Raw genomic sequence first — 22,509 nt, 5'->3', positions numbered from 1 at the left:
CCGCGATTTTCATTTTGTGTCACCATACCCCCGCCGTCGCGCAACGAATTGACGCCTGGTCATCCGGGACGGCGTCGATGGGTCGCAGGAGAGGCTTTCGATGCGGACGATTCTGGCTGGCTTGGCTCTCGTGGCTCTGGCGTTGTGCAGTGCGGTTGCGAACGCGGCCGTCGCTGCCGAGCCGTCACCGGAGCTGATCGCCACTGGCAAGGCGCTGGTGGAAGCCGGCGACTGTGCCGGCTGCCACACCGCCGATCCCGCCAAACCGTTCGCGGGCGGAAAGCGCATCGACACGCCGTTCGGCGCGATCTACGCGCCGAACCTGACGCCGGACCGCGACACCGGCATCGGCGCCTGGACCGACGCCGACTTCACCCGCGCCGTGCGCACCGGCGTCGCGCCCGACGGCTCCAACTATTACCCGGCGTTTCCCTACCCCTATTTCACGCGGATGACGAAGGACGACACGCTGGCGATCCGGGCCTATCTCGGAACGCTCGCGGCCGTCCCGAGCCGCAACAAGCCGCCGGAACTGCGCTGGCCGTTTGGCTATCGTGGCCTGATGCGGATCTGGAACGTGATGTATTTTAAGCCGGGCCTGTTCGAGCCGGACCAGAGCCAGAGCGCGGCGTGGAATCGGGGCGGTTACCTTGTCACCGGGCTCGGTCATTGCGGCGCCTGCCATACGCCGAAGAACTATTTCGGCGCGGACAAGCAGGCGCAGGCCCTCGCGGGCAACGAGGTCGGCGGCTGGTACGCGCCACGGCTCGATGGCGCCGCCCGCACGGGGCTGAAATCGTGGAGCGTCGAGGACGTCACCGAATATCTTCAGAGCGGGCGCAACGCCAGGAGCCATGCCAGCGGGCTGATGGCGGAGGTGGTCGTCAACTCGACCTCGAAGATGAGCGATGCCGACGTGCGCGCAATCGCGGTTTACCTGAAGAACCTGCCGCCAGCGCGGCGTGAGACGATCGTGACGCCGCCTGACGATGCCGAGATGAAGGCCGGCCAGGCCGTCTACGCCAAGCTCTGCATCGCCTGCCATGAGGCCGACGGCACAGGCGCACCGCGCATCTATCCGCCGCTGCCCGCCAACGCGCTGCTGCAATCGGTCAATCCGTCCTCGACCTTGCGCATCATCCTCGACGGCGCCCACACCGTGACGACCCCGCGCGCGCCTAACACCGGGGAGATGCCGGCCTATTCCAACCGGCTCTCCGACGAAGAGGTCGCAGCAGTGACGAACTACATCCGCAATTCCTGGGGCAATGCCGCGCCGCTGGTGACGCCGGCGCAGGTGGCGAGGGCGCGGAAGCAGGAGCCGTAGCTCAAGGCTCCCGCTCCTCCTCCTCCGTGAACACGAATTTCGGCATCTCCCATTTGTAGCGCACCGCCAGCAGGCGGAAGCTGATGCCGAGGACGAACGTCAAAATGGTCCAGAGCTCGGCGTTCAGCTTGAGACCGAACGCGGTGGCATAGAACAATCCCGTCACCACCGAGACGCTGGCATAGAGTTCGGAGCGGAACAGCAGCGGCACGTCGTTGCAGAGCACGTCGCGCAACACGCCGCCGGCGCAACCGGTCACCATGCCGGAGACGATGACGATCGGCAGCGTGGCGTCCATCTGCCAGGCGATGTCGCAGCCGGTCATGGTGAAGACGACGAGGCCGATGGCATCGAGCACGATGAAGGCCAGTTTCAGCCGGTGCACCAGCCGCGCCATCAGGATGGTGAGGAAGGCAGCGCCTCCGGCCAGTGCGAGGTAGATGGGGTTCTGCACCCAGGCCAGCGGATAATGCCCCAGGAAGAGATCGCGCAAAGTGCCGCCGCCGAGCGCCGTGATGCAGCCGAGAAAGCAGACGCCGAGCCAATCCATGCTGCGGCGGCCGGCTGCGAGCGCAGCGGTCATGCCTTGCGCCGCGACCGCAACCAGCGACAACAGATGCAGCACGCTATCGCTCGGCGGCAAGCTCCACATCGCTTTGTTCCCTTCCGTCAGCGGAGCTTACGCTTCAGGTTCCCCAGCGAACAGGTTCCCGATTCCCGCCGCGGGCGCAACATGCGACGAAAGCATTAAGAGGGGCGGAACAGAATCTCGCATCCACGGGTTGTCCCGCCGCAATAATCGAGGAGAACCAATCGATGGCTGACGACCGTTTTATCAACGATCCGTACCGCCCGAATCTCGCCGATGATGAGTATCGCAATGCGGCGCGACGGGATGCCCAGCTTCAGGTCGACCCGGAGCTTGGCGAAGGCCCCGCCTCCAGCGGCAAAGTAGCCCTGTTCGCAGTGGCAATCGCCTTGGTGCTGGGTGCCGTATTCTACGGCCTGAACAACACCGGCACCAGCAACCAGGCCAGCACCACGCCGGCGACGCAGACCGCTCAGCAGGCACCGGCCACCAATCCGGCCGCACCTCCCGGCATGCGCGACGTGACGCCGCGCACCAACACCGGGCCGGGCGTGACCACGGGCGCCGCACCGAGCAAGCCGGCCCCGGATACGCCGGCACCGGCTGACGGCGCGAAGTAACGAATTGCAACAATATGCGACAGCGGCGGGATTCAGATCCCGCCGCTTTCGTTTGTCTTTAGCCGAACATCTTGTTGAGCTCGCCGCCGGGATAGCCGCTGCCGAGCTCGGTAAAGGTCCCCTTCTCCGCCATTTCCTTCGCGGCCCGCATGAAGCCGCCCCAGGAGGCGCGAGCGAGTGAACCGCCGACGCTGATCCGGCGCACGCCAAGATCGGCAGCTTCCTGCAATGACAGCCCGGAGCCGCCGATCAACAGGTTGAACGGTTTGGGTGCGAGAGCCTTCACCACCGCGGCGATGTCCTCGCGGCTCTTGAGGCCCGGCGCGTAAAGGCAATCGGCGCCGGCATCGGCGTAAGCGGTGAGCCGGTCGATGACGAGCTTGAGGTCGGTCACGCCCCACAGATAGGCCTCGCAGCGGCCGACCAGGAGCACGCCGCTATCGCCGATCGCCTTGCGCGACGCCTTGATTCGCTCGACTGCGAGCGCGCGCTCGTAGATCGGCTTGTCCTTGTCGCCGGTGGAATCCTCGATCGACAGGCCGGCAACGCCGGTGCGCACACAGCGCTCGACATTGTCCGCGACCTTGTCCGGCTCGACCGCAAAGCCGCCCTCGAAATCCGCGTTCACCGGGATATCGACAGACGTGCTCAATGCCGCCAGATGCTGACAGACGTCCTCGACGCTGACATGGTTGTCGGCTTTGCCGATGGTCCAGGCAAAGCCCGCACTCGACGACGCCAGCGCCTTGAAACCAAGATGCTGCAACGCTTTCGCGCTGCCGACGTCGACCGGATTGGGCAGGATGAAGCAGCCGCTCTCGTGCAGCTTCCTGAAGGTTGCGCGCTTGTCAGCAGTTGTCACGTGCATGTTTCTCTCCCTTGTTGGCCGCGCAGAGATGGGGACGTGCCGCCGCGCGCGCTAGTGCGCGTCGTGCACCGCGCGGCTGTCCTTTGGCGCCTGCTCGCGATCATTCATGCTGTAGTCGCGGATGACGCTGGCGATACGCAAGTGATAATCGGCGAAGATTTTTGCGCGGCCCTTGGCCTGGGTGCGGCGGTGCTCCATCGTGTTGCGCCAGGCCTGCACGGCCGCCTCGTCCCGCCAGAACGACACCGACAAGATCTTGCCCTTGTCGGTCAGGCTCTCGAAACGCTCGACCGAGATGAAGCCGTCGATGGTTTGCAGGATCGGCTTGAGGTCGGCCGCGAGGTCGAAATAATCCTGGCGGTGTTCCGGCTTCGGCCAGACCTCGAAGATCACGGCGATCATGGGCATCTCTCCTGTCGTTGATGGCCTACGATACCACTTACAAAACCACTTGGCGCAGAAACGTGCGCTCTTCCGCGAGGATGAATTTGTGCTCGTCGGCGAAGTGGAAGTTCGCCATGCCTTCCGTATCCTGACGCAGCCGGGCGCGATAGGCCTCATACGCAGCCAGACTCTCGAAGGTGATCAGCGCAAACGCGATATTGTTGGTCCCCTCGTGCGGCATGAAATAGCCGATCAGATCGCCGCCGCATTTCGGGATGATGGTGAGCCAGCGCTTCGAGTACTCCTCGAACTGCGCGCGCTTGAACGGATCGAGCTGGTAGCGGATGAAGACGGTGATGGACATGATGGGCTCCTCTGGTTCCAAACCGTCATTGCGAGCGCAGCGAAGCGATCCAGGAATCCCTCTGCAGAGGCAGCCTGGATTGTTTCGTCACGGGCTCCTCCCAATGACGAGCAACCCCACGCTACGCGCTTGCCCCACCGCAATGCTTCGGCTACCATCGAAGCATGAAATCAGGTCCTGACATCGCCATGATCGCCGCGCTCGTCGGCGATCCCGCACGCGCCAACATGCTCACGGCGCTGATGAACGGCCGCGCGCTCACCGCGAGCGAGCTGGCGCAGGAGGCCGGCATCACGCCGCAGACCGCGAGCTCGCATCTTTCCAAGCTCGAGGCCGGTGGCCTGATCGAGCCGGAGAAGCAGGGCCGCCACCGCTACTACCGTCTCACCGACGACGACGTCGCCGGTGTGCTGGAGGGCCTTGCGGGCCTCGCCGCACGGACCGGCCATATGCGCGTGCGCACCGGGCCGAAGGATCCGGCGCTGCGGCGCGCGCGGATCTGCTACGACCATCTCGCCGGCGATCTCGGCGTGCAGATGCTCGACACCCTGCGCGCGCAAAACCTTGTCAGGCAGAAGAAGCAGGAGATCGAGCTGACCACCGAGGGCGAGCGCTTCCTGGCGAAGCATTTGCAGATCTCGCCCGACATGCTCGCCCATCCGCGCCGCCCCGTGTGCAAGGCCTGCCTCGACTGGAGCGAGCGGCGCCACCATCTCGCCGGCACGCTGGGCGCCGCCATGATGCAGCGTTTCGCCGAGCTGAAATGGGCCGCCCGCGACGCCACGCCCGGCAGCCGTGTGGTGAATTTTACGCGCACCGGCGAGAAGCAGTTCGCCGCGTTGTTCGGTGACGGGCGGGACTGATCACGCGAAACGCGTGCGATAGCACAATCGCGTGTGAACGGGTGCCGTCATCGGAGCCAGGCTTGACCCGGCCCACTAGGTCTTTATGCGAACGATCGTTCCGTAACTCTCAGAGATCCCCCATGATCCGCTTCGCTTCGGCCGCGCTCGTCGCCGTCCTCATCGCCTCTCCGCTCACCTCCACCCACGCCGCCGACACCGTCCCGCGCGAACCTTACGGCATCGCGCTCGAAGGCTTTGCCTATCCTTACCCCGTGCACCTGCTGCCTGTTGTCAATGACGGCGAGCAGCTCAGCATGGCCTATATGGATGTGCCGGCGGCGCAGCCGAACGGCCGCACCGTGGTGCTGCTGCACGGGCGCAATTTCCCGTCGAGCTACTGGGCGCCTGTTATCAAGATGCTGAGCGAGGCCGGCTTCCGCGTCGTGGTGCCGGACCAGATCGGCTTCGGCAAATCCTCCAAGCCGGCGGGCGAATTGCATTTCGACAATCTGGCGCGCAACACCATCGCACTGCTCGATCACCTCAAGATCGGCAAGGCCGAGATCGTCGCCCATTCGCTCGGCGGCATGCTGGGCGTCCGCATCGCCCGCGCCTATCCCGACCGCGTCGCCCACCTTGTTCTGACGGCCCCGATCGGGCTGGAAGACTACCGCCTCTATGTACCGCCGACGCCGACCGAGAAGATCATCGAGACCGAGGACAAGCTCACGGCTGATGGCTATCGCAAGCAGCTCCAGACCAATTATGCCATCAAGCTGCCGCCGGACGCGATCACGCCGTTCATCGACGCCCGCTTCAACATCAAGGGCAGCCCTGATTATTCGCGCTGGCTGCGCGCCTTCGTCAATTCCGGCCAGATGATCTATCGCGAGCCGGTGGCGCACGAGATCGCACTGATCACCGAGCCGACGCTGTTCATTATGGGCGCCGACGACCACAACGCACCGGGCCGACCGAACGCGCCCGAGGCGCTGCGCGCGAAAATGGGAGAGAACGCCGAGCTGGCGAAGGCACTCGCCGCGAAGATGCCGAATGCGCGAGCCGAGGTGATCCCGGACACCGGCCATCTCGTCTTCCTGGAGGCGCCTGAGAAGTACAAGGATCTGGTGCTGGGTTTTCTCGGCCGGTAGCGTCATTGCTGTCGTCCGGAGCCGCGTGCGGGGAATGTTCATGCCGCATTCAGGTCATGATTGGCAGATTTGGCTGGCGTCGTTTCGGCATGTTGCGATTTTAACGTGTCGAATCGTGTCTTTTGATTCATGGTGCGCCGAAAGCGCCAAGCCCTCCTAGAACCTGCCCCAATCCTGCCCCCAAAACCTACCCCAAGGACGAGAAGGAAGATCAAATGAAATACCTGTTTGCCGCCGTGATGCTTGCCAGCGCGGTCGTTGGTTTCAGCGAGGCGGCCAGCGCCGCCGGCGGTTGCGGCCCCGGCTGGTATCGCGGCGCCTATGGCGGCTGCCGCCCGATGCGCGGTCCGGTCGTTGTCCGCCCGGGTCCGATCGTGGTTGCGCCAGCCCCTGTCGTGGTCGTGCCGCGCGCGCGCGTGTGCCCCTACGGCTTCCGCTGGTACGCCGGCCGCTGCCGTCCGTTCTGATCTCGTTTTTCGCATTGCGAAATGGCCGCGCGGCGAAAGCCTGCGCGGCCATTTTCGTTTTGAGCGCTGACGTCGCACCGGGGTGTTTCGAATCAGAACGGGGACCGCGATCGCGGTCCCCGTTCAAGCCTCGCTTAGCGCGACGCTTACCAATGGCGGCGGTGCCAGCGTCGGCGATGCCAGCCCCAGTGACGGCGGCGCCAACCCCAATGACGGTGGTGGCCGTGCCAGTGCACCTGCTCCGGCTTCAACTGCGCGGCTTCATCGCTGCTCGTGACTGCGGGATGAGCGTCGGGATTGCCTTGCGGCTTGCTGGGATCACCGAGCGGCTGCGGCGCCAGCGGCGCGGCCTGTGCGGCGGTCGTGAACGCCGCAGCTCCGGCCGCGACACCGATTGCAAATTTCAAAAAGTTCCGGCGCTCCATGACTTCTTTCCTCTTGGATGGTCGTGCCAGTGATGCGGAGGCGAGTGTCGCGGTGATGACATGAACCGAAGCTGAATCGCGCGTTCAGCTTCGTTGCGCAGGTGACAGGAGAACTCGCAGCGCAGTAGCCGGGTGCTCTATTTCCCGAACTCCTGCGCCAGCACCAGCAACTCGCGCGTGCGCGTCACGTCGGGCCAATCGCGGTTGAAATCAGCCACCAGTTGCGTCAGCGCATCGCCCTTCAGCATGGCCTGCAGCGCAGCCTCGCTCTCGAACTGATACATCGCCTGATGCAGGGAGGGATCGTCGAGGCTCCAGAACCGCCAGGCCTTGCTCACACCGAAGGCCTTCATCGCGTCGGGCAGATGTTCCGTCTCGTACCATCTGTCGAAGGCGGCCCGCGTGCCGGCATCGGTGACGGTGGCGCGGACGACGAAGAAGGCTGACGGCATCGGATTTCCTCCTGTTGTTTGGAATGAGACTAGCCGATGACGTCGACGACGACAAAAAAAGGACGGCACCGGTGTCGGAACGCGCATCGCTCGCCCGTCCTATGCCCGAACAGCAGACGGAGACACCACATGCCCAACCTCACGCTCACCACCTTCGACTGGGTTCCCCCGCCCCCGCGCGGTTTCGTGCGCGACCTTCGGGTGCGCTGGGCGCTCGAAGAGGCCGCATTGCCCTATCGCGTCGCGAGCGCGCCGTTCGACGGGCGCGGCGCCGAGCATCTTGCGCACCAGCCGTTCGGGCAGGTGCCGTGGCTGACCGACGGCGATCTCTCGATCTTCGAGAGCGGCGCGATCCTGCTGCATCTCGGCGGCCTCAGCGCGAAGCTGATGCCATCAGATCCGCGCGGCCGCAACGAGGTCACGGAATGGCTGTTCGCCGCGCTCAACTCGGTGGAGATGGCGAGCCTGCCCTGGACGATGTCAAAGTTCATGGGCCATCCGAGCGATACGGCCGCGTGGAAATTCGTCGACGACTTCCTAAAACTCCGCCTCAAGCACATGGAGGCGGTGCTGGCCAACCGCGAATGGCTGGCAGGCACGTTCTCCGTCGCCGACATCCTGATGTCGGACGTGCTGCGCGTCGTCGATCAGTTCGATGGGCTCGCGGACAGTCCCGCCTGCCGCGCCTACGTCGCGCGCGCCACCGCCCGCCCGGCCTTCGCCAAGGCCCACGCAGACCAGATGGCGCATTTCGCTGCGGCGGACGCGACCCGCTGACGCCGCACCCGCGTGAGGTGTGACGTGCCTCACATAATGAATCCGGCGATGGCCGGAGGGTCACGGCCATCAAATCAACCCTGCGGAAGGTGACACATGGCCCGCATCGCATATCTCAGAGACCAGCTTGCCCGCGCCGAACGGCTGGCAAAGGCGATCCTCGACCGGCAAACCGCGGAGCAGCTTCAGGCGTTCGCAGCCGAATGCCGCGAGGAGCTGCAGGTGCTGTCGCGCAGGGCTGCGGCGTAAGGCTGCTCGGTTACACGAGCTTCATCGGCGTATCGGCGACCACGCGAAGGTCGATGCGGCTGATCAGTTGAGACCGAAGCGCCTCCGCATCACCGATCGCGCTCTCCGTCTGCCGCAACGTGCTGACGTTCGAGCCAAGCGAGACAATTCCGCCGAGCACCAGAGCGATCGAGCCGAGCGCGGCGGTCTGGCCCATCCCGAGCAAGCCGAGGATCGTGATCAGCAACAGCGCAGCGCCGCCGCCGATGGCGAGCTTTGATGCCAGGATGTACTTCCGGCATCGCTCGGCGATCTCGGCCAAAGCCTCGATACGCGCTTCGATGTCGGATATCTCGTCGGTCGGATCGCTGTCGGTCATTGGATTTGGATCGAGGATGCCAACTCAGAAACAGAATCGGTAGCCCGCATGAGCGAAGCGACATGCGGGACTTGGATAGAAAACCCGGATGTCGCTACGCTCATCCGGGCTACGCCTCGCGCTCACAACGGCAAATTGTCGTGCTTCTTCGCCGGCGTTTCCACCTTCTTGTCTTTCAGCATCGACAGCGCCCGCGCGATGCGCTTGCGGGTCGAGTGCGGCATGATGACGTCGTCGATGTAGCCGCGCTCGGCGGCGATGAAGGGGGAGAGGAAGCGGTCTTCGTATTCCTTGGTGCGCGCGGCGATCTTGTCGGGGTCGCCGATGTCGGCGCGGAAGATGATTTCGACCGCGCCCTTGGCGCCCATCACCGCGATCTGGGCGGTCGGCCAGGCATAGTTCATGTCGGCACCGATCTCCTTGGAGGCCATGACGTCGAAGGCGCCGCCATAGGCCTTGCGGGTGATGATGGTGACCAGCGGCACTGTGCACTGCGAGTACGCGAACAAGAGCTTGGCGCCATGCTTGATCAGGCCGCCATATTCCTGCGCGGTGCCCGGCAGGAAGCCCGGCACGTCGACGAAGGTGACGATCGGGATGTTGAAGGCATCGCAGAAGCGGACGAAGCGCGCCGCCTTCCGAGAAGCGTCGCTGTCGAGCACGCCGGCGAGCACCATCGGCTGGTTGGCGACGAAGCCGACGGTGCGGCCGGCGATGCGGCCGAAGCCGGTGACGATGTTCTTGGCAAAGGCGTCCGCGATCTCGAAGAAGTCGCCCTCGTCCACGACCTTCAGGATCAGCTCCTTCATGTCGTAGGGCTTGTTCGGATTGTCGGGGATCAGCGTGTCGAGCGACATGTCGACCCGGCCGATGTCGTCGAAACTCGGCCATTCCGGCACGCCGTCCGTGTTGTTGGATGGCAGGAAGTCGATCAGGCGCCGCATCTGCAACAGCGTCTCGACGTCGTTCTCGAAGGCGCCGTCGGCGATCGAGGAGCGCGTGGCATGCACCGAGGCGCCGCCGAGCTCTTCCGCCGTGACGACCTCATTGGTGACGGTCTTCACCACGTCCGGGCCGGTGACAAACATGTAGCTGGTGTTCTTCACCATGAAGATGAAGTCGGTCATCGCCGGCGAATAGACGTCGCCGCCGGCGCAGGGGCCCATGATGACGGAGATCTGCGGGATCACGCCGGAGGCAAGCACGTTGCGACGGAACACGTAGGAATAGCCGGCGAGCGCCGCGACGCCTTCCTGGATCCGGGCGCCGCCCGCGTCATAGAGGCCGATGATGGGCGCACGCGCCTTCATCGCCATGTCCTGGAGCTTTGTAATCTTCAGCGCGTGCGTTTCCGACAGCGACCCGCCGAACACCGTGAAGTCCTTGGCGAAGACAAACGTCTTGCGGCCGTTGACGGTGCCCCAGCCGGTGACGACGCCGTCGCCGGGCACCTTGTTCTTCTCCATGCCGAACTCGGTGGAGCGGTGCTCGACGAACATGTCGAATTCCTCGAACGATCCCTTGTCGAGCAAGAGCTCGATGCGCTCGCGCGCGGTCAGCTTGCCGCGGGCGTGCTGCGCCTCGATGCGCTTCTCGCCGCCGCCGAGCTTTGCGCCGGCGCGACGGTCTTCAAGGGCGTCCAGGATATTCTTCATTTGCTCCCGCCAGTTCTTAGCCTAAATGCGATTGCCGGGGGTTCTAACACGGCATTTTGCGGGCCGGGAAGCGGCTTTCGGTCCCGCAGGGCTGCCTTGCCGCAGCGGGAAAGCGCAAGGAATTTCAAAGTTTTGCCTGGGAGACGAGCATGACCGAAGGAGCGGCCGAGACCGGCGCGGCGACGGGCGGCGTCAACATCCTGCTGCGGCTGGAGGGCCTGACCCTGTTTGTGGGGATGGTGATGCTCTACTGGGCCTGGGACGGCTCATGGCTGGTGTTCGCACTGCTGTTCTTCGTCCCCGATCTCAGCTTCCTGGCATACCTGTCGGACGCCAAACTCGGCGCGATGGTCTACAACGCCGCCCACAGCTACATGGCGCCGGTCGCGCTGCTGACGCTCGGCTTCGGCCTCGCCTCGCCGCTCACCCTGTCGATCGCCTTGATCTGGCTCGCCCATATCGGCATCGACTGGGCGCTGGGCTATGGCCTGAAATATTCGGCCGGGTTCGGCTTCACCCATCTCGGCCGGATCGGCCGGCAGAAGGATACCTGACGCAGTTGCAAATCTGGCCCTGCCCGGTTGACCGGGCGCGGCGATTCAGGCTTGCTCCAGGCTTGCGATCAGGCGCCGAATGTTGCGTGAGCTCAGTCGGTACGGCGGCGGTCATCATTTCCGGCTGCAAGCATCACCTCATGTCCGCGACGGTCGTTCCACTGCCGCCGAACCCATCGTCCGAAACCACCGACTTCCTGCGGCGCATGGCCAGCATGGTGTCGGGGCGGAACGGCGAGATGCTGTTGCGCGCGGCCGCGCTGATCGAGTCGCTGACGCAACGGGCGATGTCGGCGGAACGCCTCTATCACCGGGAGCACGAAGAGAACACGCGCAACAGCGAGCTGCGCGAGGCCGGTGAAATGGCGTCCGACGCCATGGTCAAGCAAATCGACGGGCTGCGCAGCCAGCTTGCCGAGGTCACCGCGGCCGCGGCGGCCGAGCGCGCAGCATTCGATGCCGAGCGCGGCAACCTGCTCGGCCTGATGCAGCAGGCCGAGAGCCATATCGGCCAGCTCACAAGCGAGCTGGAGACGCTGCACGCCTCGGTCGACAGCTTCAACGAGACCGCAATCTCCGTGCCGATCGAGGTGCTGCGGCTGGCGCGCACCCAGTTCGATTTCCTCTCCGCCGGCTTTGCCCGCAAGGGCGACGTCATCTCGCAGGCGATGAGCGAGATTGGCGGTTTTGCGATCGACCAGGCGCTGACGGTGAAGAAGGCCGATCCCGCCTGAGGCGAACCGCCGGCTTGCGTCAATTTGACAGCGCGCAGGCCTGTTGTTCTACTCACTGAAAATCACGGGGGAGTATCCGATGCCGACGGCATTCCGCGTCGCCATGGCGCTCTGCATTTCAACGCTGTTCGTCGGCATCGGCGCCAACGCGCAATCGCTTCCCAGGGAAGTCGCCACCCGCGCCGAGATCTACCCGATCCCCTCGCTCACCCTCTCCGACCAGCAATTCCTCAGCGGTGATGCCGCGGCCGGAAAGCCGGTGACGGTCGCCGGCGAATTCCGCGTGGCGCAAGGCAGCGGAAAACTCCCCGTCGTGGTGCTGATGCACGGCTCGAGCGGCGTCGGCGCCACCACCGAGGCCTGGGTGCACGCGTTCAACGCCATGGGCATCTCGACTTTCGTGATCGACGGCTTTACCGGCCGCGGGCTGACGGTGGTGGGGCCGAACCAGGCCCTGCTCGGCCGGCTCAACCTCGTCATCGACATCTACCGCTCGCTGGAGATCCTCGCAAAACATCCCCGCGTCGATCCTGATCGCATCGTGCTGATGGGCTTCTCACGCGGCGGACAGGCGACGCTCTATGCGAGCCTCAACCGCTTCCACAAGCTCTGGAACAAGTCCGGCATCCAGTTCGCCGCCTACATTCCGTTCTATCCCGACTGCTCGACGACCTATCAGAACGACACGGACATCGCCGCGCGCCCGATCCGCATCTTCCACGGCACGCCCGACGACTACAATCCCGTGAAGAGCTGCAAGGCTTTCGTCGAGCGACTCAAGACGGCTGGCCGCGACGTGGTGCTGACCGAATACCCCGACAGCGCGCACGGCTTCGACAGCGGGCTGCTCGGCGTCAATACGGTTGCCGTATCAACAGGTGCGCAGACCGTGCGCAACTGCCAGATCCGCGAAGGCGACGGCGGAGTCTTGATGAACGGCGATACGAAAGCGCCGTTCACCTACCAGGACGCTTGCGTCGAGCTCAATCCGCATGTCGGCGGCAATCCAGCCACTGCCGCCGAGTCGCGCAAGGCCGTGGAGGAGTTTTTGCAGGCGCTGTTCAAGCTGGGGTAGCGCCGGGAAGCAGCTCGGCCTTGGGAGCCGGCGTCGGCGCCACATACTCCGTCATTGCGAGCGAAGCGAAGCAATCCAGAATCTCGCCGCGGAGGCAATCTGGATTGCGTCGTCGCAAGGGCTCCTCGCAATGACGGAGGCTACGGCTCGCCCGGCTTGAACGGCTCCTGCTTGTCCGGCGGCACGGTCTCCTCCGCCATTGCCAGCAGCATCGCGACCGTCACGTAATTGCCGGCGACTGCGGTGAGGTCGACAATCTGCTGGTCGTTGAAGACCTTCTTCGCGCGCGCATAGGTTTCGTCGCCGATCTTCTTCGTCGTGGTGAGCTCGGTGACGAAATCGTACACGACGGCCTCGTCCTCGGCCATGTTCGCAGGCCGCTTATTCGCCTTGAGCTCCGCGATGATCTCGGGCGACAGACCCGCCTTCGCCGCGAGCGGCGCATGGGCGTACCACTCCACCTGGGAACGCCATTGCCGCCCGATGATCAGAATCGCGAACTCGTTGAGTTTTGTCGGGACCGAGGTCTCCCAGCGCAGATAGTGGAACAGGTCGAACAGGCGCTGGCCGAGCACCGGGCTGCGGATCATCGGATTGTAGGGACCGCCGATGCCGACGCTCGAGACCTTCATGATCTGCTCGCCGAGCGGCTTCTGCTTGGCGTCGAGCTGGTCCATGGTGAGCTGCGGAAAGCGCGGCTCCTTGCTGGTGGCGGGCGCTGCAAACATCGTGGCGGCGAGCCAGCCGCCCGCCGCGGCGAGTGTGAGCGACGACAGCCAGAGTGGCGTTGAGTTCATGTTGTCCTCCCGGTTTTTCTTGACCGGGGGATGCTAGTCGAGCAACACCAGCGTGATAGCGCTAGATCGCGCCGATCTCGGCAAGGCAGGCTTGCGTCAGGGGCATGCGCTCGCCGACCAGACGCGGCTCCTTGCAGTCCATATTGAGCGCGAACACGGTTTGCGCTTCGCCCTTCTCGGCCCAGCCCACCATCCAGCCCAGCGACGGCTCGCCGCGCTCGGCGCCAAGCAGCCCGGACTTGGCGCGAATGACGCTATCGCCGACCTTGGTCACCGGCAGGATGTCAGCGACAAGATCCTGACTGCGCTTCGAAATCGGCAGCGCGCGGCGGCGCAGCCTGTCGACGAAATCGACCTGCTCGACCGGATCGATGCGCAAGGCGCCGGTGAGCCAGAACTGGTCGATGCCGCCGCCGATGTCGCGATTGCCGTAGTCGAACAGATCGACATACTTCTGCATGCGCTCTTGTCCGATCCGGCGTGCGATCTCCTGATAGACCGGCACCGCGCTGACGAGAATCGCGCTGCGCAGCGTGTGGTCCTTGTTCCAGGCCTCGATCGGACGCTTCACGCCATCCCAGGGAAATACGTCCTTGTCGGGGTCAGTGACGACGCCGGTTTCGAGCGCGATCAGCGAGTTCGGAATCTTGAAGGTCGAAGCCGGCGGCTTGGCCTCGCCCGAACGTTCCTTGTCGCTCGCAACAACCAGATAGTCCTCGACCTTGTAGCCGACGAACGTCCCGGCCGTGCCGAGGTCGGTGAAGCGCTTTGCGAGGCTGTCACGGATCTCGTTGCGCGGCGGCGCGACATGGGCGAATGCACGCGCTGGCAAAGCGGCAGCTGCGGTGAGAAGGCCGAGGGTGGAACGGCGGGTGAGCACTGGCGGTGTCCGTTACGCGATGACGATGGCCGCGACCATGCAGCCGCTATCGTGGTGAAACGATGACGGCTACCGCCTGCCCGACAGCCGCAGCACGAACACCAGCACTTCGGCGACGGCCTTGTAGAGGTCGGGTGGGATCTCCTCGCCGAGTTCGACCTTGGACAGCGCGCCGGCCAGGATCTCGTTCTCCTCGATCGGGATGTCGTTGGCCTTGGCGATCTCGACGATTTTTTCGCCGATGGTGCCCTTGCCCTTGGCGACGACGACCGGCGCGTTGCTGCCCTTCTCGTAATGGAGCGCAATCGCAAGCTTCGACGGATCGCTCATGTGGCGCGATCCAGGAAGTGGCCGGCGCGGGCCGGTGCGGGCTGCGGCGGGGTGCCATCGCGAACCAGGATGTCGCCGGGCTTGAGCTCGGCCCTGGTCAGGGCCTGGTTGAGCTCGCCGATTCCGGCGCGAAGCTGCTGTGCGGTCGTCGGCCGCTCCGCCCACATCCGCACGAAGGTCTTGTCACCGTTCAGCGTAATCAAAGCGTGCACGGGGCCGGCTGGCTCGACATTGAGTGTAAAGCGCGCACGCCAGGCGCGCCTGGCGGGATCGGCGGATTCATTGCCGCCGTCGCGCGAGATCTCGAACTGCGCCATTGCAGTGCCCTGCGGCGTTGCGAACGGAATCTCGAAATTCCACTGCGGCACGGTCGGATCGATCCTGTGACCGCTGGCGTCGGTGCGATCGGGGAGCGAAGCGACCTGGAGCAAGGTCTGGCGCGCGAGCGCGGCATCGGTATCGTCGAGCAGGCGGTGCACCGTCGCAGCGAGTGGCGTATCCGGTGCGACTGACGACGAGGCGATGGACTGCGGCGATGGCAGCGCGCCGCGAACCGGCGGTGGCGTCGCGCGCGCCGCGGCTTCGAAAACATGTCCGTCGGGCACAGCCTTGTTCGAGCCCGGCAAATTGCCCGTCATGCGCGGCAGATCTTGCGTGATCTCTTGCAGGAGGCTCGCGGCAAGGCCTGCGGTCATGGTCCGCGGCATCGCGGCCTGCGGCGCGCCGCCAGCGGCGTCCGCCAACACAGAGGCTGCGAGATTGGCGCTACGCGGCGGTTGGGCGATCCCGGGTTCGGTTGACGGCGTTGCGGCCTGTGCAGCCTGCGTCTGCGCGGCAGCGACCTGCGGTGTCGCCACGGTGCCAGCTGGAAGGGCGGCACCTTGCGCCTGTGGCGCGGTGGCCTCGAGCGTCGTCAGCGTCTGCCGCAGCACCAGCAGCGCAGCTTTCAAATCCGGCATCGTGCCGGAGGACGGAGTCGCGCCTGCGGCGAGCGAGGCTTCGAGGAGCAGCCCGGACTTCTGGAAAGCGGACTCGATGTCGCCGCCTTCCAGTCCGGTGTTGAGCGGCGTCTGCTGCGCCAGCACGCCCAGCATCGCCTGCTTCAGCCCCGCCGGAAGATCGCTGCTGGTGACGACCGCGGCCAGATTGGCGAACAGCGGCGCCTGGCTGCCCTGCTTCGTCACGGCCTCGGCCGAGGCTTCTGTGACGGCGACCTGCTCGGTCGGTGTGAGGGCATTGCGGGCGGCGCCCACTGACGGCACTAGCGGCGGGCTGTCCACCAGTGAGGCCGCAGCCGGCGTCAACGTGACCTGATCGGCGGCCGCCTCGCCTGCGCCGCCCATGACGGCGAGCCGGATGGTGCCGCCGTTCTGCGACACCGCAAGCTGGAGATTTTGGCCTGGTGTCAGCGCCACCTCTGACATCACATCCATCGAGAGGTTGGCGATCGCGATCCGCACCAGATTATCGCCGAGCACGCTGACCACTCGGGCGTCGACCACGCTGCCGGCCTGCAGCACAAGATCTGGCGTCGCCGCGTCAGCAACGGGGCTGGCGGCACTGACGGGAAGAATCGAGCTTATCGGCGTCGGCATCGTGGGGCCCAGGGAACGCTGGCCCCCACCCTAAGGCCGCCCTCGTAAACCTCTCGTTAAGGACCTTTGGCCGCAGGCGGCTTCACAGCGGCCAAAACCGCCACGGCAGCCTCGAAATCCCGCAGTCGGGCGGCGCGGCGGCCGGCCGCTTCTTCGTCCACGCCCCATTTCTCGGCGTTCCAGTCCTCATCAACATAGGCTGCCGCCCAAACCTGGTCGGCGTCGCGCACGCCATGGGCAAGCGCCAGCGCCAGCAGCGCCGAGCCGGTCAGGGTGGTGATCACGTGGAGGGCGGCGACCGACCAGGCGTCCCCTGGCAAGGCCCCACGCGCGGCCTGGAGCGCCTCATCCGGCTGCGTCACATGCATGACGCCTTCGGACAGGATGAAGTGCGCCCCCAGCGTCTCCGCGGCCCAGAACAGCACGGGATCCCAATGCGCGGCTTCGCGGGCGACAAGCCCCTCGGGATGGCCGGCGCGATAGAACAGCAGATCGGACTGGAGGTATTTTGCAAGGTCGTCCGTGACGAGATCGACGCGGTCGACGACGCCCTCGACGACGCTGTTGGCGATCCGCGTCAGCGGCATGGTCATGGGCTTGATCGTCTCGTCCTGATCCGCCCACTCCGCAGCCACTGCGTCGGCCAGCGCGCGCGAAGGGATGATCACCTGGCGGCCGGACGGCGTGCGGATCGGCTTGCCATCGAGGGTGATGGCAAAGCCGCCCTCAGCCTCAGAGACCCCCACCTCCTTGTAGAAGCGCTTGCGCAACGGCACGCGCGCGGCCTGGCGGACCAACTCCTGCGGATCAAGCGGGGATCGCCCCGCAGCTTCATCAAACAATTCGCGCATCTGGTTCCGGTCCCTGTTCAGTCACCAACCCTTCCGCCGCCGGCCCGTTCAATTACTCTTCAGGCGCGTTCTCGATCGGATCAAATCTCGTTGCATCGAGCCCGAGCAGGTTCCACGACTGCTGCATGTGCTGCGGCAGCGGCGCGGTGGCATCGATGAAGCCGCCGCGCGGATGCGGGATGACGATACGGCGCGCGAGCAGATGCAGCCGGTTTTGCAGGCCGCCCGGCAATTGCCAGTTCTCGATGTTGAAATATTTGGGATCGCCGACGATGGGGTGGCCGATATGTTCCATGTGGGCGCGCAGCTGGTGGGTGCGCCCCGTCACAGGCTTCAGCGACACCCAGGTCAGCTTGTTGCCGGCAGTCTCGACCACCGCATAGTAGGTCACCGCATGGCTTGCGCCCTCGTCGCCATGCTGGGCGATGCGCATGATGGTGTCGTCCTCGCTCTCCTCCTTGGCGAGAAATGTCGAGATGCGGCCCTGCTTCGGCTTCGGCAGGCCCGGCACCAGCGCCCAATAGGTTTTTCGCGCCGACCGCGAACGGAATGCGCCGGTGAGATGCGAGGCGGCAAAGCGGGTCTTGGCGACCAGGAGACAGCCCGACGTCTCCCTGTCGATGCGGTGCACGAGGCGCGGCTTCTGGCCCTTGGAATCGCGCATCACCTCCAGCATCTGGTCGATGTGTCGCGTCATGCCCGAGCCGCCCTGCACGGCCAGTCCGGCCGGCTTGTTCAGCACGAGAACGTCGTCATCCTCGTAGATCGTCATCTCCTTCAGCGCGGCAAGCGTCTTTTGCGCCGCCTCTGACTGCGGGTTGGGTGCCTTCGGCGTGTCGAGCTTCAGCGGCGGAATCCGGACGCTCTGGCCCTCCTCCAGGCGGTCCTTGCTGTCGACGCGCTTGCCGTCGACGCGCAGCTCGCCTTTACGAACGACGCGCTGGATGTGGGAGAACGACAGGCCGGGAAAGTGCGCTTCAAGGAAGCGATCGACGCGCATGTTGTTCTCGTCGGCCGTCACCTTGACGGTCTGCACCTTGGTCGGCAGCAATGCCTCGACGGGAGGCTTTGCCGGCGCAGCCTTTTCCGGTTCGGCTTTGGGCGCGCGCCGCTCGACGCGCTCGCTCGCGAAGCGCGGCGGCTTCGAGCCCGGCTTTCCGCCCGGCCGAGGCCCAGCCGCCTTCGCGCTGCGCGCCTTGAACGGGCGCGCCTCCTTGCGCTCATCGCGCTCGCGAGGTTTTGGGTTCATTCTCTTGATGCGGCGGCTCATGTGGTTTTTCCAAACGTTCGTGTCGACTGTGTATCGGCGCGCCGGTGCAGTGACGCGACTTCCGCGCCAATCTGCTTCTCCGCCAGCCGCAGGTCATCTCGCTGTTGCAGGTTCATCAAGACGGCGCCTGGCACGAGCGAAGTCATACCAACTCGACTCGTAGTGTACGGCCAACCGCACTTGCGGCGCGCTGCAGTGTATCCAGCGTCACCGAGGGGGTCGCGGGATCAAGGAGCCGATCGAGCTGACGACGACTGGTCTTCATGCGTTCGGCCATCGCCGTCTTCGTGATTCCCTGCGTCTTCATCGCCTCCGTCAATTGCTCAGCGATGAGCTCCTTGAGAGCACGCTCCTCACAAGTCCCAAGTATACCTTGCTCGGTAAGAAACTCGTCGAACGTTTCTTTGCTCACGTGCGCTTTGCTTTTCGTCATCACGTCACCTCTCGCCTGCGCTTTAGCGCAAGGTCAATATCCTGCTTTGGCGCCTTCTGCGTTTTCTTGATAAAGCCGTGAAGCAGGATCATCTGACCGTCTTCCAGACAGAAGATCACTCGCGCAATCCGGTTGCTGCCGAGATCGCTTCGAACTTCCCACAATCCCTCCCCTAGCGGGGCGCAATGCGGGCGTCCGATCGGCCAACCGAATTCGACTTTCTGAATATCCTTCCCGACAGTTCGTCGATCTTCAGAAGGCAAATCCAATATCCACTCGCGAACAGGATTCCGACCTGTCGAGCTAACGTAGAATCTCGCTGGAAGCTTCTTCGTGCGATCGATCATTCGGCTGCGCTTGTGTGTCATTTTTGGCACGTAAATGCAAGCGCCTTCTGGGTGCTGCAGAACCTACTTCCCACCCCGCTCCTTCCGCAACTTCGCCCAATAATCCAGCCGCTTCCTGATCTCCCGCTCGAACCCGCGGTCGGGCGGGTCGTAGAAGGTCTGGCGACCCAGCGCTTCCGGGAAATAATCCTGTCCGGAGAAGGCGTCGGGGGCGTCATGGTCGTATTCGTAAGATGCGCCGTAGCCTTCCGATTTCATCAGCTTGGTCGGCGAGTTGAGGATATGTTTCGGCGGCAACAGCGAGCCGGCCTGCTTTGCGACCTGCATCGCCTTGCCGAAGGCGGTGTAGACGGCATTCGATTTCGGCGCGGTGGCGAGATAGACCACGGCTTGCGCGATCGCGAGCTCGCCCTCGGGATGACCGAGGAAGTCGAAGGTGTCCTTGGCTGCGTTGGCGATGACCAGCGCCTGCGGATCGGCAAGCCCGATATCCTCGACCGCCATGCGCACGACACGACGGGCCAGAAACAGCGGGTCCTCGCCGGCATCGAGCATGCGCGCGAGATAATACAGCGCGGCATCGGGATCGGAGCCTCGCACCGACTTATGCAGCGCCGAGATCAAATTGTAATGGCCGTCGGCCGACTTGTCGTAGATGGGCGCGCGACGCTGCAATATTTCCTGCAACTGCGCGGCGTCGAAAATCTCGTCCTTGCGCGCGGCGCGCCAGACTTCCTCGACGAGCGTCAGCGACGCGCGGCCGTCGCCATCGGCCATGCGCACCAGCACGGCGCGCGCTTCCTCGTCGAGCGGCAGCTTGCGGCCCTCGACCTCCTCGGCATGCGCAAACAGTTTTTCGATCGCGGCCGCGTCGAGCGAGCGAAACACCAGCACGCGCGCCCGGGACAGAAGCGCCGCGTTGAGTTCGAAGGACGGATTTTCGGTGGTGGCGCCGACCATCACCACCGTGCCGTCTTCCATGACGGGCAGAAACGAATCCTGCTGGGCCCGGTTGAAGCGATGCACCTCGTCGACGAACAGCAGCGTGCCCTTGCCTATCTCGCGGCGTGCACGCGCCGCCTCAAAGGCCTTCTTCAAATCTGCGACGCCGGAGAACACCGCGGAGATCTGCTCGAAATGCAGATCGGTGGCGTCCGCGAGCAGCCGCGCCACCGTGGTCTTGCCGGTGCCGGGCGGGCCCCAGAACACCAGCGAGCCCAGCGTGCGCGTCCCCAGCATGCGCGTCAGCGCGCCGTCTGGACCCAGGATGTGATCCTGGCCGACGACCTCCGAGAGCGCGCGCGGCCGCAGCCGATCCGGCAGCGGATGCGGAGCCTCGTGATCGAGCCCCGCCGCGGCGAAGAGGGTTGCCGTCTCCTGTGGTCGCTTCGGACTCATCCGCCCAGCGTGACGTTGATCTGCTGGCCGCCACGCACCAGCGTGATGCGCCAGATGCGCTGGCGCTCGGCCGCCGCCTTTTCGAGATCGCTGGTCTTGCTGATCTTCTGGTTGTTGACCGCCAGGATGACGTCGCCCTTCTGGAAGCCGACATTCGCGGCCGCGCTGTCGCCGCCGAGATCGGTGACCACGACGCCTTCGGTATCGGCGTCCAGATGCAGCTCGTCGGCAAGCGCCGGGGTGATGGTCGAGACCTTCGCGCCCTGGAGAGGCGAGCGCGCGGTGATGACGAGCTCGTTGCGGCCGGCATCGGGCGCGGCGTCCAGCGCCACCGTCAGCTTGACCGGCTTGCCGCCGCGCTGCACGTCGATCTGCGCCGTGCCGCCGAGCGGCCGTGTGGCAAAGCGATAGTCGAAAGCGTTGGGATCATCCACGGTCTGGCCGTCGATCGAGACGATCAGGTCGGAGGATTTCAGCCCGGCCTTGGCCGCCGGCCCGTTCGGGACGACGCTTGCGACCAGCGCACCGGTCGGCGAACGCAGGCCGAGACTCTCGGCGATCTCCGGAGTCACCGCCTGCAATTTCGCCCCTAACCAGGGCCGCTTGACCGCCTTGCCGCCACCCTTGGCGGAGGCGACGACGACGCGCACCATGTTGGCGGGGATCGCGAAGCCGATGCCCTGCGAGCCGCCGGAGCGCGAATAGATCGCGGTGTTGATGCCCGCGAGCCTGCCGTTCATGTCGACCAACGCGCCGCCGGAATTGCCAGGATTGATCGCCGCGTCGGTCTGAATGAAGAACTGGTAGTCGGTGATACCGACCTGCGTGCGCGCCAAGGCCGAGATGATGCCGTGAGTCACGGTCTGGCCGACGCCGAAGGGATTGCCGATCGCCATCACGACGTCGCCTACCAGCAGTTCGTCCGAATTGGTGAATTCGAGAGCCGGAAACTTCTCCTTGGTGTCCTTCAAACGCAGCACGGCCAGATCGCTGCGAGAGTCCTTCAGCACGATCTCGGCCTCGAACTCACGCTTGTCCGACAGCGACACCTTGACCTGGTCGGCGCCTTCGATGACGTGGACGTTGGTGACAACGAGCCCCGACGCATCGACGATCACGCCCGAACCGAGCGAGCGCTGCACCTGCTCCTGCTGCTGGCCGGGCACGCCGAAGAAGCGGCGGAATATGGGGTCGTCGAGCAGCGGGTTGCGGTTCTGCACCACCTTGGCGGCATAGACGTTGACAACCGCCGGCTGCACCCGCTGCACGATCGGCGCATAGGACAGCCGCAGTTCGGCGGGCGAGGACGGCACACGGCGGTCCTGCGCGGCGGCCGGATTGAAGTTGGCCGAAAAGGCTATGCACAGTGCCGTGACGACGGCGGTCCAGGTCGATCGAAACATTCCTACCTCTTGGAAAAGACGCCGGAATATAGGCGCGTTCGCCCCCCATTAGAAGGGCGCCCGGCGGCATATTCAGGGGCCTTTTCGGTGTGGCCGGCCTGCAAGCTCCGCGTGCGAAATCGCAATTTGCCGGGGCTGCCGATTGGCACGATGTGCGTCATCTTGCATGGTGGCGCAAGGCGGATTCGGTTGCGGCGAATTTACACCAGTGGGAACCGCGCAACCGGCCGCAGCGTCGCGGGGTAGTCATCGATCACACCTAGGCTCTCCGCCAGCGACTTGGGGAAGTTCGTCAAACGATGGAGTCATGA

The 22,509-nt window shown here is 64.9% G+C and carries 28 protein-coding genes; 10 read left to right on the top strand and 18 right to left on the bottom strand.

Going from position 1 to position 22,509, the window contains the following annotated elements; translation table 11 throughout:
* Nucleotides 1-100: 100 nt before the first annotated feature.
* On the top strand, nucleotides 101-1,327 hold the full coding sequence (locus tag IVA75_RS03395) for a c-type cytochrome (RefSeq protein WP_247286996.1): 1,227 nt from the start codon (nucleotides 101-103) through the stop codon (nucleotides 1,325-1,327).
* Between the two features lies 1 nt (nucleotide 1,328).
* Here IVA75_RS03395 and IVA75_RS03390 read toward each other — a convergent pair whose 3' ends face one another.
* Complete coding sequence (locus IVA75_RS03390; protein WP_247286997.1) at nucleotides 1,329-1,979, bottom strand: trimeric intracellular cation channel family protein; 651 nt, start codon at nucleotides 1,977-1,979, stop codon at nucleotides 1,329-1,331.
* Nucleotides 1,980-2,143: 164 nt separating this feature from the next.
* Between IVA75_RS03390 and IVA75_RS03385 the strand changes: the two genes are divergently transcribed.
* Nucleotides 2,144-2,536: a hypothetical protein gene (locus tag IVA75_RS03385; RefSeq protein ID WP_027567464.1), complete on the top strand. Its 393-nt coding sequence runs from the start codon at nucleotides 2,144-2,146 to the stop codon at nucleotides 2,534-2,536.
* 58 nt (nucleotides 2,537-2,594) lie between these two features.
* Here the strand turns inward: IVA75_RS03385 and IVA75_RS03380 are convergent, their stop codons facing one another.
* From IVA75_RS03380 to IVA75_RS03370, 3 genes are read right to left on the bottom strand one after another with little or no spacing between them, the layout of a single operon-like run.
* Nucleotides 2,595-3,404 carry an isocitrate lyase/phosphoenolpyruvate mutase family protein gene (locus IVA75_RS03380; protein ID WP_247286998.1) on the bottom strand — a complete coding sequence of 270 codons (810 nt, stop codon included), beginning with the start codon at nucleotides 3,402-3,404 and terminating at the stop codon, nucleotides 2,595-2,597.
* A gap of 51 nt (nucleotides 3,405-3,455) precedes the next feature.
* The gene (locus tag IVA75_RS03375) at nucleotides 3,456-3,806 is read right to left on the bottom strand and encodes an antibiotic biosynthesis monooxygenase (protein WP_007603077.1); all 351 of its coding nucleotides are present in this window, start codon (nucleotides 3,804-3,806) and stop codon (nucleotides 3,456-3,458) included.
* Nucleotides 3,807-3,843: 37 nt separating this feature from the next.
* A complete protein-coding gene (locus IVA75_RS03370) occupies nucleotides 3,844-4,152 on the bottom strand; it encodes an NIPSNAP family protein (RefSeq protein WP_247286999.1) in 309 nt (102 codons plus the stop codon).
* A gap of 164 nt (nucleotides 4,153-4,316) precedes the next feature.
* On the opposite strand from IVA75_RS03370, the gene IVA75_RS03365 reads away from it, so the two are divergent.
* The 3 genes from IVA75_RS03365 (at nucleotide 4,317) to IVA75_RS03355 (ending at nucleotide 6,615) form a co-directional block, all read left to right on the top strand.
* A complete protein-coding gene (locus IVA75_RS03365) occupies nucleotides 4,317-5,015 on the top strand; it encodes a winged helix-turn-helix domain-containing protein (RefSeq protein ID WP_247287000.1) in 699 nt (232 codons plus the stop codon).
* A 122-nt stretch (nucleotides 5,016-5,137) separates the two neighbouring features.
* Nucleotides 5,138-6,148, top strand: coding sequence for an alpha/beta hydrolase (locus IVA75_RS03360; RefSeq protein ID WP_247287001.1), 1,011 nt, complete (start codon nucleotides 5,138-5,140; stop codon nucleotides 6,146-6,148).
* Between the two features lie 215 nt (nucleotides 6,149-6,363).
* Nucleotides 6,364-6,615, top strand: coding sequence for a hypothetical protein (locus IVA75_RS03355; RefSeq protein ID WP_007603074.1), 252 nt, complete (start codon nucleotides 6,364-6,366; stop codon nucleotides 6,613-6,615).
* A gap of 146 nt (nucleotides 6,616-6,761) precedes the next feature.
* Here the strand turns inward: IVA75_RS03355 and IVA75_RS03350 are convergent, their stop codons facing one another.
* Both IVA75_RS03350 and IVA75_RS03345 read right to left on the bottom strand, forming a co-directional pair.
* Complete coding sequence (locus IVA75_RS03350) at nucleotides 6,762-7,040, bottom strand: twin-arginine translocation signal domain-containing protein (protein WP_247287003.1); 279 nt, start codon at nucleotides 7,038-7,040, stop codon at nucleotides 6,762-6,764.
* Between the two features lie 137 nt (nucleotides 7,041-7,177).
* Nucleotides 7,178-7,492: a hypothetical protein gene (locus IVA75_RS03345; RefSeq protein WP_247287005.1), complete on the bottom strand. Its 315-nt coding sequence runs from the start codon at nucleotides 7,490-7,492 to the stop codon at nucleotides 7,178-7,180.
* A 129-nt stretch (nucleotides 7,493-7,621) separates the two neighbouring features.
* On the opposite strand from IVA75_RS03345, the gene IVA75_RS03340 reads away from it, so the two are divergent.
* Complete coding sequence (locus IVA75_RS03340; RefSeq protein WP_247287006.1) at nucleotides 7,622-8,269, top strand: glutathione S-transferase family protein; 648 nt, start codon at nucleotides 7,622-7,624, stop codon at nucleotides 8,267-8,269.
* Nucleotides 8,270-8,365: 96 nt separating this feature from the next.
* Nucleotides 8,366-8,518 (top strand): hypothetical protein, encoded by a 153-nt coding sequence (locus IVA75_RS03335; RefSeq protein ID WP_018456483.1) that lies wholly within the window; start codon nucleotides 8,366-8,368, stop codon nucleotides 8,516-8,518.
* A 10-nt stretch (nucleotides 8,519-8,528) separates the two neighbouring features.
* Here IVA75_RS03335 and IVA75_RS03330 read toward each other — a convergent pair whose 3' ends face one another.
* Both IVA75_RS03330 and IVA75_RS03325 read right to left on the bottom strand, forming a co-directional pair.
* Nucleotides 8,529-8,876, bottom strand: a complete 348-nt coding sequence (locus IVA75_RS03330; protein ID WP_027567472.1) for a hypothetical protein — start codon at nucleotides 8,874-8,876, stop codon at nucleotides 8,529-8,531.
* A 122-nt stretch (nucleotides 8,877-8,998) separates the two neighbouring features.
* Nucleotides 8,999-10,531 (bottom strand): acyl-CoA carboxylase subunit beta, encoded by a 1,533-nt coding sequence (locus IVA75_RS03325; RefSeq protein WP_007603066.1) that lies wholly within the window; start codon nucleotides 10,529-10,531, stop codon nucleotides 8,999-9,001.
* Nucleotides 10,532-10,680: 149 nt separating this feature from the next.
* On the opposite strand from IVA75_RS03325, the gene IVA75_RS03320 reads away from it, so the two are divergent.
* From IVA75_RS03320 to IVA75_RS03310, 3 genes are all read left to right on the top strand, one after another.
* Nucleotides 10,681-11,085: a DUF4260 domain-containing protein gene (locus tag IVA75_RS03320; RefSeq protein ID WP_247287007.1), complete on the top strand. Its 405-nt coding sequence runs from the start codon at nucleotides 10,681-10,683 to the stop codon at nucleotides 11,083-11,085.
* Nucleotides 11,086-11,225: 140 nt separating this feature from the next.
* Entirely contained in the window at nucleotides 11,226-11,819 is a 594-nt protein-coding gene (locus IVA75_RS03315; protein ID WP_247287432.1) for a hypothetical protein, read from the top strand.
* Between the two features lie 79 nt (nucleotides 11,820-11,898).
* On the top strand, nucleotides 11,899-12,894 hold the full coding sequence (locus IVA75_RS03310; protein ID WP_247287008.1) for a dienelactone hydrolase family protein: 996 nt from the start codon (nucleotides 11,899-11,901) through the stop codon (nucleotides 12,892-12,894).
* 140 nt (nucleotides 12,895-13,034) lie between these two features.
* Here the strand turns inward: IVA75_RS03310 and IVA75_RS03305 are convergent, their stop codons facing one another.
* The 10 genes from IVA75_RS03305 to IVA75_RS03260 all read right to left on the bottom strand — a co-directional run bounded on the left by IVA75_RS03305 (nucleotide 13,035) and on the right by IVA75_RS03260 (nucleotide 22,198).
* On the bottom strand, nucleotides 13,035-13,691 hold the full coding sequence (locus IVA75_RS03305) for a carboxymuconolactone decarboxylase family protein (protein WP_247287009.1): 657 nt from the start codon (nucleotides 13,689-13,691) through the stop codon (nucleotides 13,035-13,037).
* Between the two features lie 61 nt (nucleotides 13,692-13,752).
* On the bottom strand, nucleotides 13,753-14,571 hold the full coding sequence (locus tag IVA75_RS03300; RefSeq protein WP_247287010.1) for a penicillin-binding transpeptidase domain-containing protein: 819 nt from the start codon (nucleotides 14,569-14,571) through the stop codon (nucleotides 13,753-13,755).
* A 69-nt stretch (nucleotides 14,572-14,640) separates the two neighbouring features.
* Nucleotides 14,641-14,901: an EscU/YscU/HrcU family type III secretion system export apparatus switch protein gene (locus IVA75_RS03295; protein WP_007603059.1), complete on the bottom strand. Its 261-nt coding sequence runs from the start codon at nucleotides 14,899-14,901 to the stop codon at nucleotides 14,641-14,643.
* Entirely contained in the window at nucleotides 14,898-16,496 is a 1,599-nt protein-coding gene (locus IVA75_RS03290; RefSeq protein ID WP_247287011.1) for a flagellar hook-length control protein FliK, read from the bottom strand. The genes IVA75_RS03295 and IVA75_RS03290 overlap by 4 nt, the downstream gene beginning before the upstream one ends.
* 56 nt (nucleotides 16,497-16,552) lie before the next feature.
* The gene (locus IVA75_RS03285; protein WP_247287012.1) at nucleotides 16,553-17,347 is read right to left on the bottom strand and encodes an ATP12 family protein; all 795 of its coding nucleotides are present in this window, start codon (nucleotides 17,345-17,347) and stop codon (nucleotides 16,553-16,555) included.
* 52 nt (nucleotides 17,348-17,399) lie between these two features.
* Nucleotides 17,400-18,617 carry an RluA family pseudouridine synthase gene (locus tag IVA75_RS03280; protein WP_247287013.1) on the bottom strand — a complete coding sequence of 406 codons (1,218 nt, stop codon included), beginning with the start codon at nucleotides 18,615-18,617 and terminating at the stop codon, nucleotides 17,400-17,402.
* 142 nt (nucleotides 18,618-18,759) lie between these two features.
* On the bottom strand, nucleotides 18,760-19,050 hold the full coding sequence (locus IVA75_RS03275) for a helix-turn-helix domain-containing protein (protein ID WP_247287015.1): 291 nt from the start codon (nucleotides 19,048-19,050) through the stop codon (nucleotides 18,760-18,762).
* Nucleotides 19,050-19,397, bottom strand: a complete 348-nt coding sequence (locus IVA75_RS03270) for a type II toxin-antitoxin system RelE/ParE family toxin (protein ID WP_247287017.1) — start codon at nucleotides 19,395-19,397, stop codon at nucleotides 19,050-19,052. The genes IVA75_RS03275 and IVA75_RS03270 overlap by 1 nt, the downstream gene beginning before the upstream one ends.
* A gap of 63 nt (nucleotides 19,398-19,460) precedes the next feature.
* Complete coding sequence (locus IVA75_RS03265; RefSeq protein WP_247287019.1) at nucleotides 19,461-20,795, bottom strand: replication-associated recombination protein A; 1,335 nt, start codon at nucleotides 20,793-20,795, stop codon at nucleotides 19,461-19,463.
* Nucleotides 20,792-22,198 (bottom strand): DegQ family serine endoprotease, encoded by a 1,407-nt coding sequence (locus IVA75_RS03260; protein WP_027567482.1) that lies wholly within the window; start codon nucleotides 22,196-22,198, stop codon nucleotides 20,792-20,794. Before IVA75_RS03260 ends, IVA75_RS03265 begins: the two co-directional genes overlap by 4 nt.
* Nucleotides 22,199-22,509 lie beyond the last annotated feature (311 nt).

This window comes from Bradyrhizobium sp. 134, from assembly GCF_023074155.1.
GTDB lineage: Bacteria > Pseudomonadota > Alphaproteobacteria > Rhizobiales > Xanthobacteraceae > Bradyrhizobium.
This window is presented reverse-complemented; position numbering and strand designations above follow the sequence as displayed.

What these genes read in the sequence shown, in the direction of transcription:
- IVA75_RS03360 (WP_247287001.1), top strand. Translation starts at nt 5,138, where the DNA reads ATGATCCGCTTCGCTTCGGCCGCGCTCGTCGCCGTCCTCATCGCCTCT.
- IVA75_RS03345 (WP_247287005.1), bottom strand. Translation starts at nt 7,492, where the DNA reads ATGCCGTCAGCCTTCTTCGTCGTCCGCGCCACCGTCACCGATGCCGGC.
- IVA75_RS03305 (WP_247287009.1), bottom strand. Translation starts at nt 13,691, where the DNA reads ATGAACTCAACGCCACTCTGGCTGTCGTCGCTCACACTCGCCGCGGCG.
- IVA75_RS03260 (WP_027567482.1), bottom strand. Translation starts at nt 22,198, where the DNA reads ATGTTTCGATCGACCTGGACCGCCGTCGTCACGGCACTGTGCATAGCC.
- IVA75_RS03365 (WP_247287000.1), top strand. Translation starts at nt 4,317, where the DNA reads ATGAAATCAGGTCCTGACATCGCCATGATCGCCGCGCTCGTCGGCGAT.
- IVA75_RS03370 (WP_247286999.1), bottom strand. Translation starts at nt 4,152, where the DNA reads ATGTCCATCACCGTCTTCATCCGCTACCAGCTCGATCCGTTCAAGCGC.
- IVA75_RS03385 (WP_027567464.1), top strand. Translation starts at nt 2,144, where the DNA reads ATGGCTGACGACCGTTTTATCAACGATCCGTACCGCCCGAATCTCGCC.
- IVA75_RS03335 (WP_018456483.1), top strand. Translation starts at nt 8,366, where the DNA reads ATGGCCCGCATCGCATATCTCAGAGACCAGCTTGCCCGCGCCGAACGG.
- IVA75_RS03285 (WP_247287012.1), bottom strand. Translation starts at nt 17,347, where the DNA reads ATGCGCGAATTGTTTGATGAAGCTGCGGGGCGATCCCCGCTTGATCCG.
- IVA75_RS03280 (WP_247287013.1), bottom strand. Translation starts at nt 18,617, where the DNA reads ATGAGCCGCCGCATCAAGAGAATGAACCCAAAACCTCGCGAGCGCGAT.
- IVA75_RS03340 (WP_247287006.1), top strand. Translation starts at nt 7,622, where the DNA reads ATGCCCAACCTCACGCTCACCACCTTCGACTGGGTTCCCCCGCCCCCG.
- IVA75_RS03295 (WP_007603059.1), bottom strand. Translation starts at nt 14,901, where the DNA reads ATGAGCGATCCGTCGAAGCTTGCGATTGCGCTCCATTACGAGAAGGGC.
- IVA75_RS03350 (WP_247287003.1), bottom strand. Translation starts at nt 7,040, where the DNA reads ATGGAGCGCCGGAACTTTTTGAAATTTGCAATCGGTGTCGCGGCCGGA.
- IVA75_RS03355 (WP_007603074.1), top strand. Translation starts at nt 6,364, where the DNA reads ATGAAATACCTGTTTGCCGCCGTGATGCTTGCCAGCGCGGTCGTTGGT.
- IVA75_RS03290 (WP_247287011.1), bottom strand. Translation starts at nt 16,496, where the DNA reads ATGCCGACGCCGATAAGCTCGATTCTTCCCGTCAGTGCCGCCAGCCCC.
- IVA75_RS03320 (WP_247287007.1), top strand. Translation starts at nt 10,681, where the DNA reads ATGACCGAAGGAGCGGCCGAGACCGGCGCGGCGACGGGCGGCGTCAAC.
- IVA75_RS03315 (WP_247287432.1), top strand. Translation starts at nt 11,226, where the DNA reads ATGTCCGCGACGGTCGTTCCACTGCCGCCGAACCCATCGTCCGAAACC.
- IVA75_RS03330 (WP_027567472.1), bottom strand. Translation starts at nt 8,876, where the DNA reads ATGACCGACAGCGATCCGACCGACGAGATATCCGACATCGAAGCGCGT.
- IVA75_RS03380 (WP_247286998.1), bottom strand. Translation starts at nt 3,404, where the DNA reads ATGCACGTGACAACTGCTGACAAGCGCGCAACCTTCAGGAAGCTGCAC.
- IVA75_RS03325 (WP_007603066.1), bottom strand. Translation starts at nt 10,531, where the DNA reads ATGAAGAATATCCTGGACGCCCTTGAAGACCGTCGCGCCGGCGCAAAG.
- IVA75_RS03270 (WP_247287017.1), bottom strand. Translation starts at nt 19,397, where the DNA reads ATGATCGATCGCACGAAGAAGCTTCCAGCGAGATTCTACGTTAGCTCG.
- IVA75_RS03310 (WP_247287008.1), top strand. Translation starts at nt 11,899, where the DNA reads ATGCCGACGGCATTCCGCGTCGCCATGGCGCTCTGCATTTCAACGCTG.
- IVA75_RS03265 (WP_247287019.1), bottom strand. Translation starts at nt 20,795, where the DNA reads ATGAGTCCGAAGCGACCACAGGAGACGGCAACCCTCTTCGCCGCGGCG.
- IVA75_RS03395 (WP_247286996.1), top strand. Translation starts at nt 101, where the DNA reads ATGCGGACGATTCTGGCTGGCTTGGCTCTCGTGGCTCTGGCGTTGTGC.
- IVA75_RS03275 (WP_247287015.1), bottom strand. Translation starts at nt 19,050, where the DNA reads ATGACGAAAAGCAAAGCGCACGTGAGCAAAGAAACGTTCGACGAGTTT.
- IVA75_RS03390 (WP_247286997.1), bottom strand. Translation starts at nt 1,979, where the DNA reads ATGTGGAGCTTGCCGCCGAGCGATAGCGTGCTGCATCTGTTGTCGCTG.
- IVA75_RS03375 (WP_007603077.1), bottom strand. Translation starts at nt 3,806, where the DNA reads ATGATCGCCGTGATCTTCGAGGTCTGGCCGAAGCCGGAACACCGCCAG.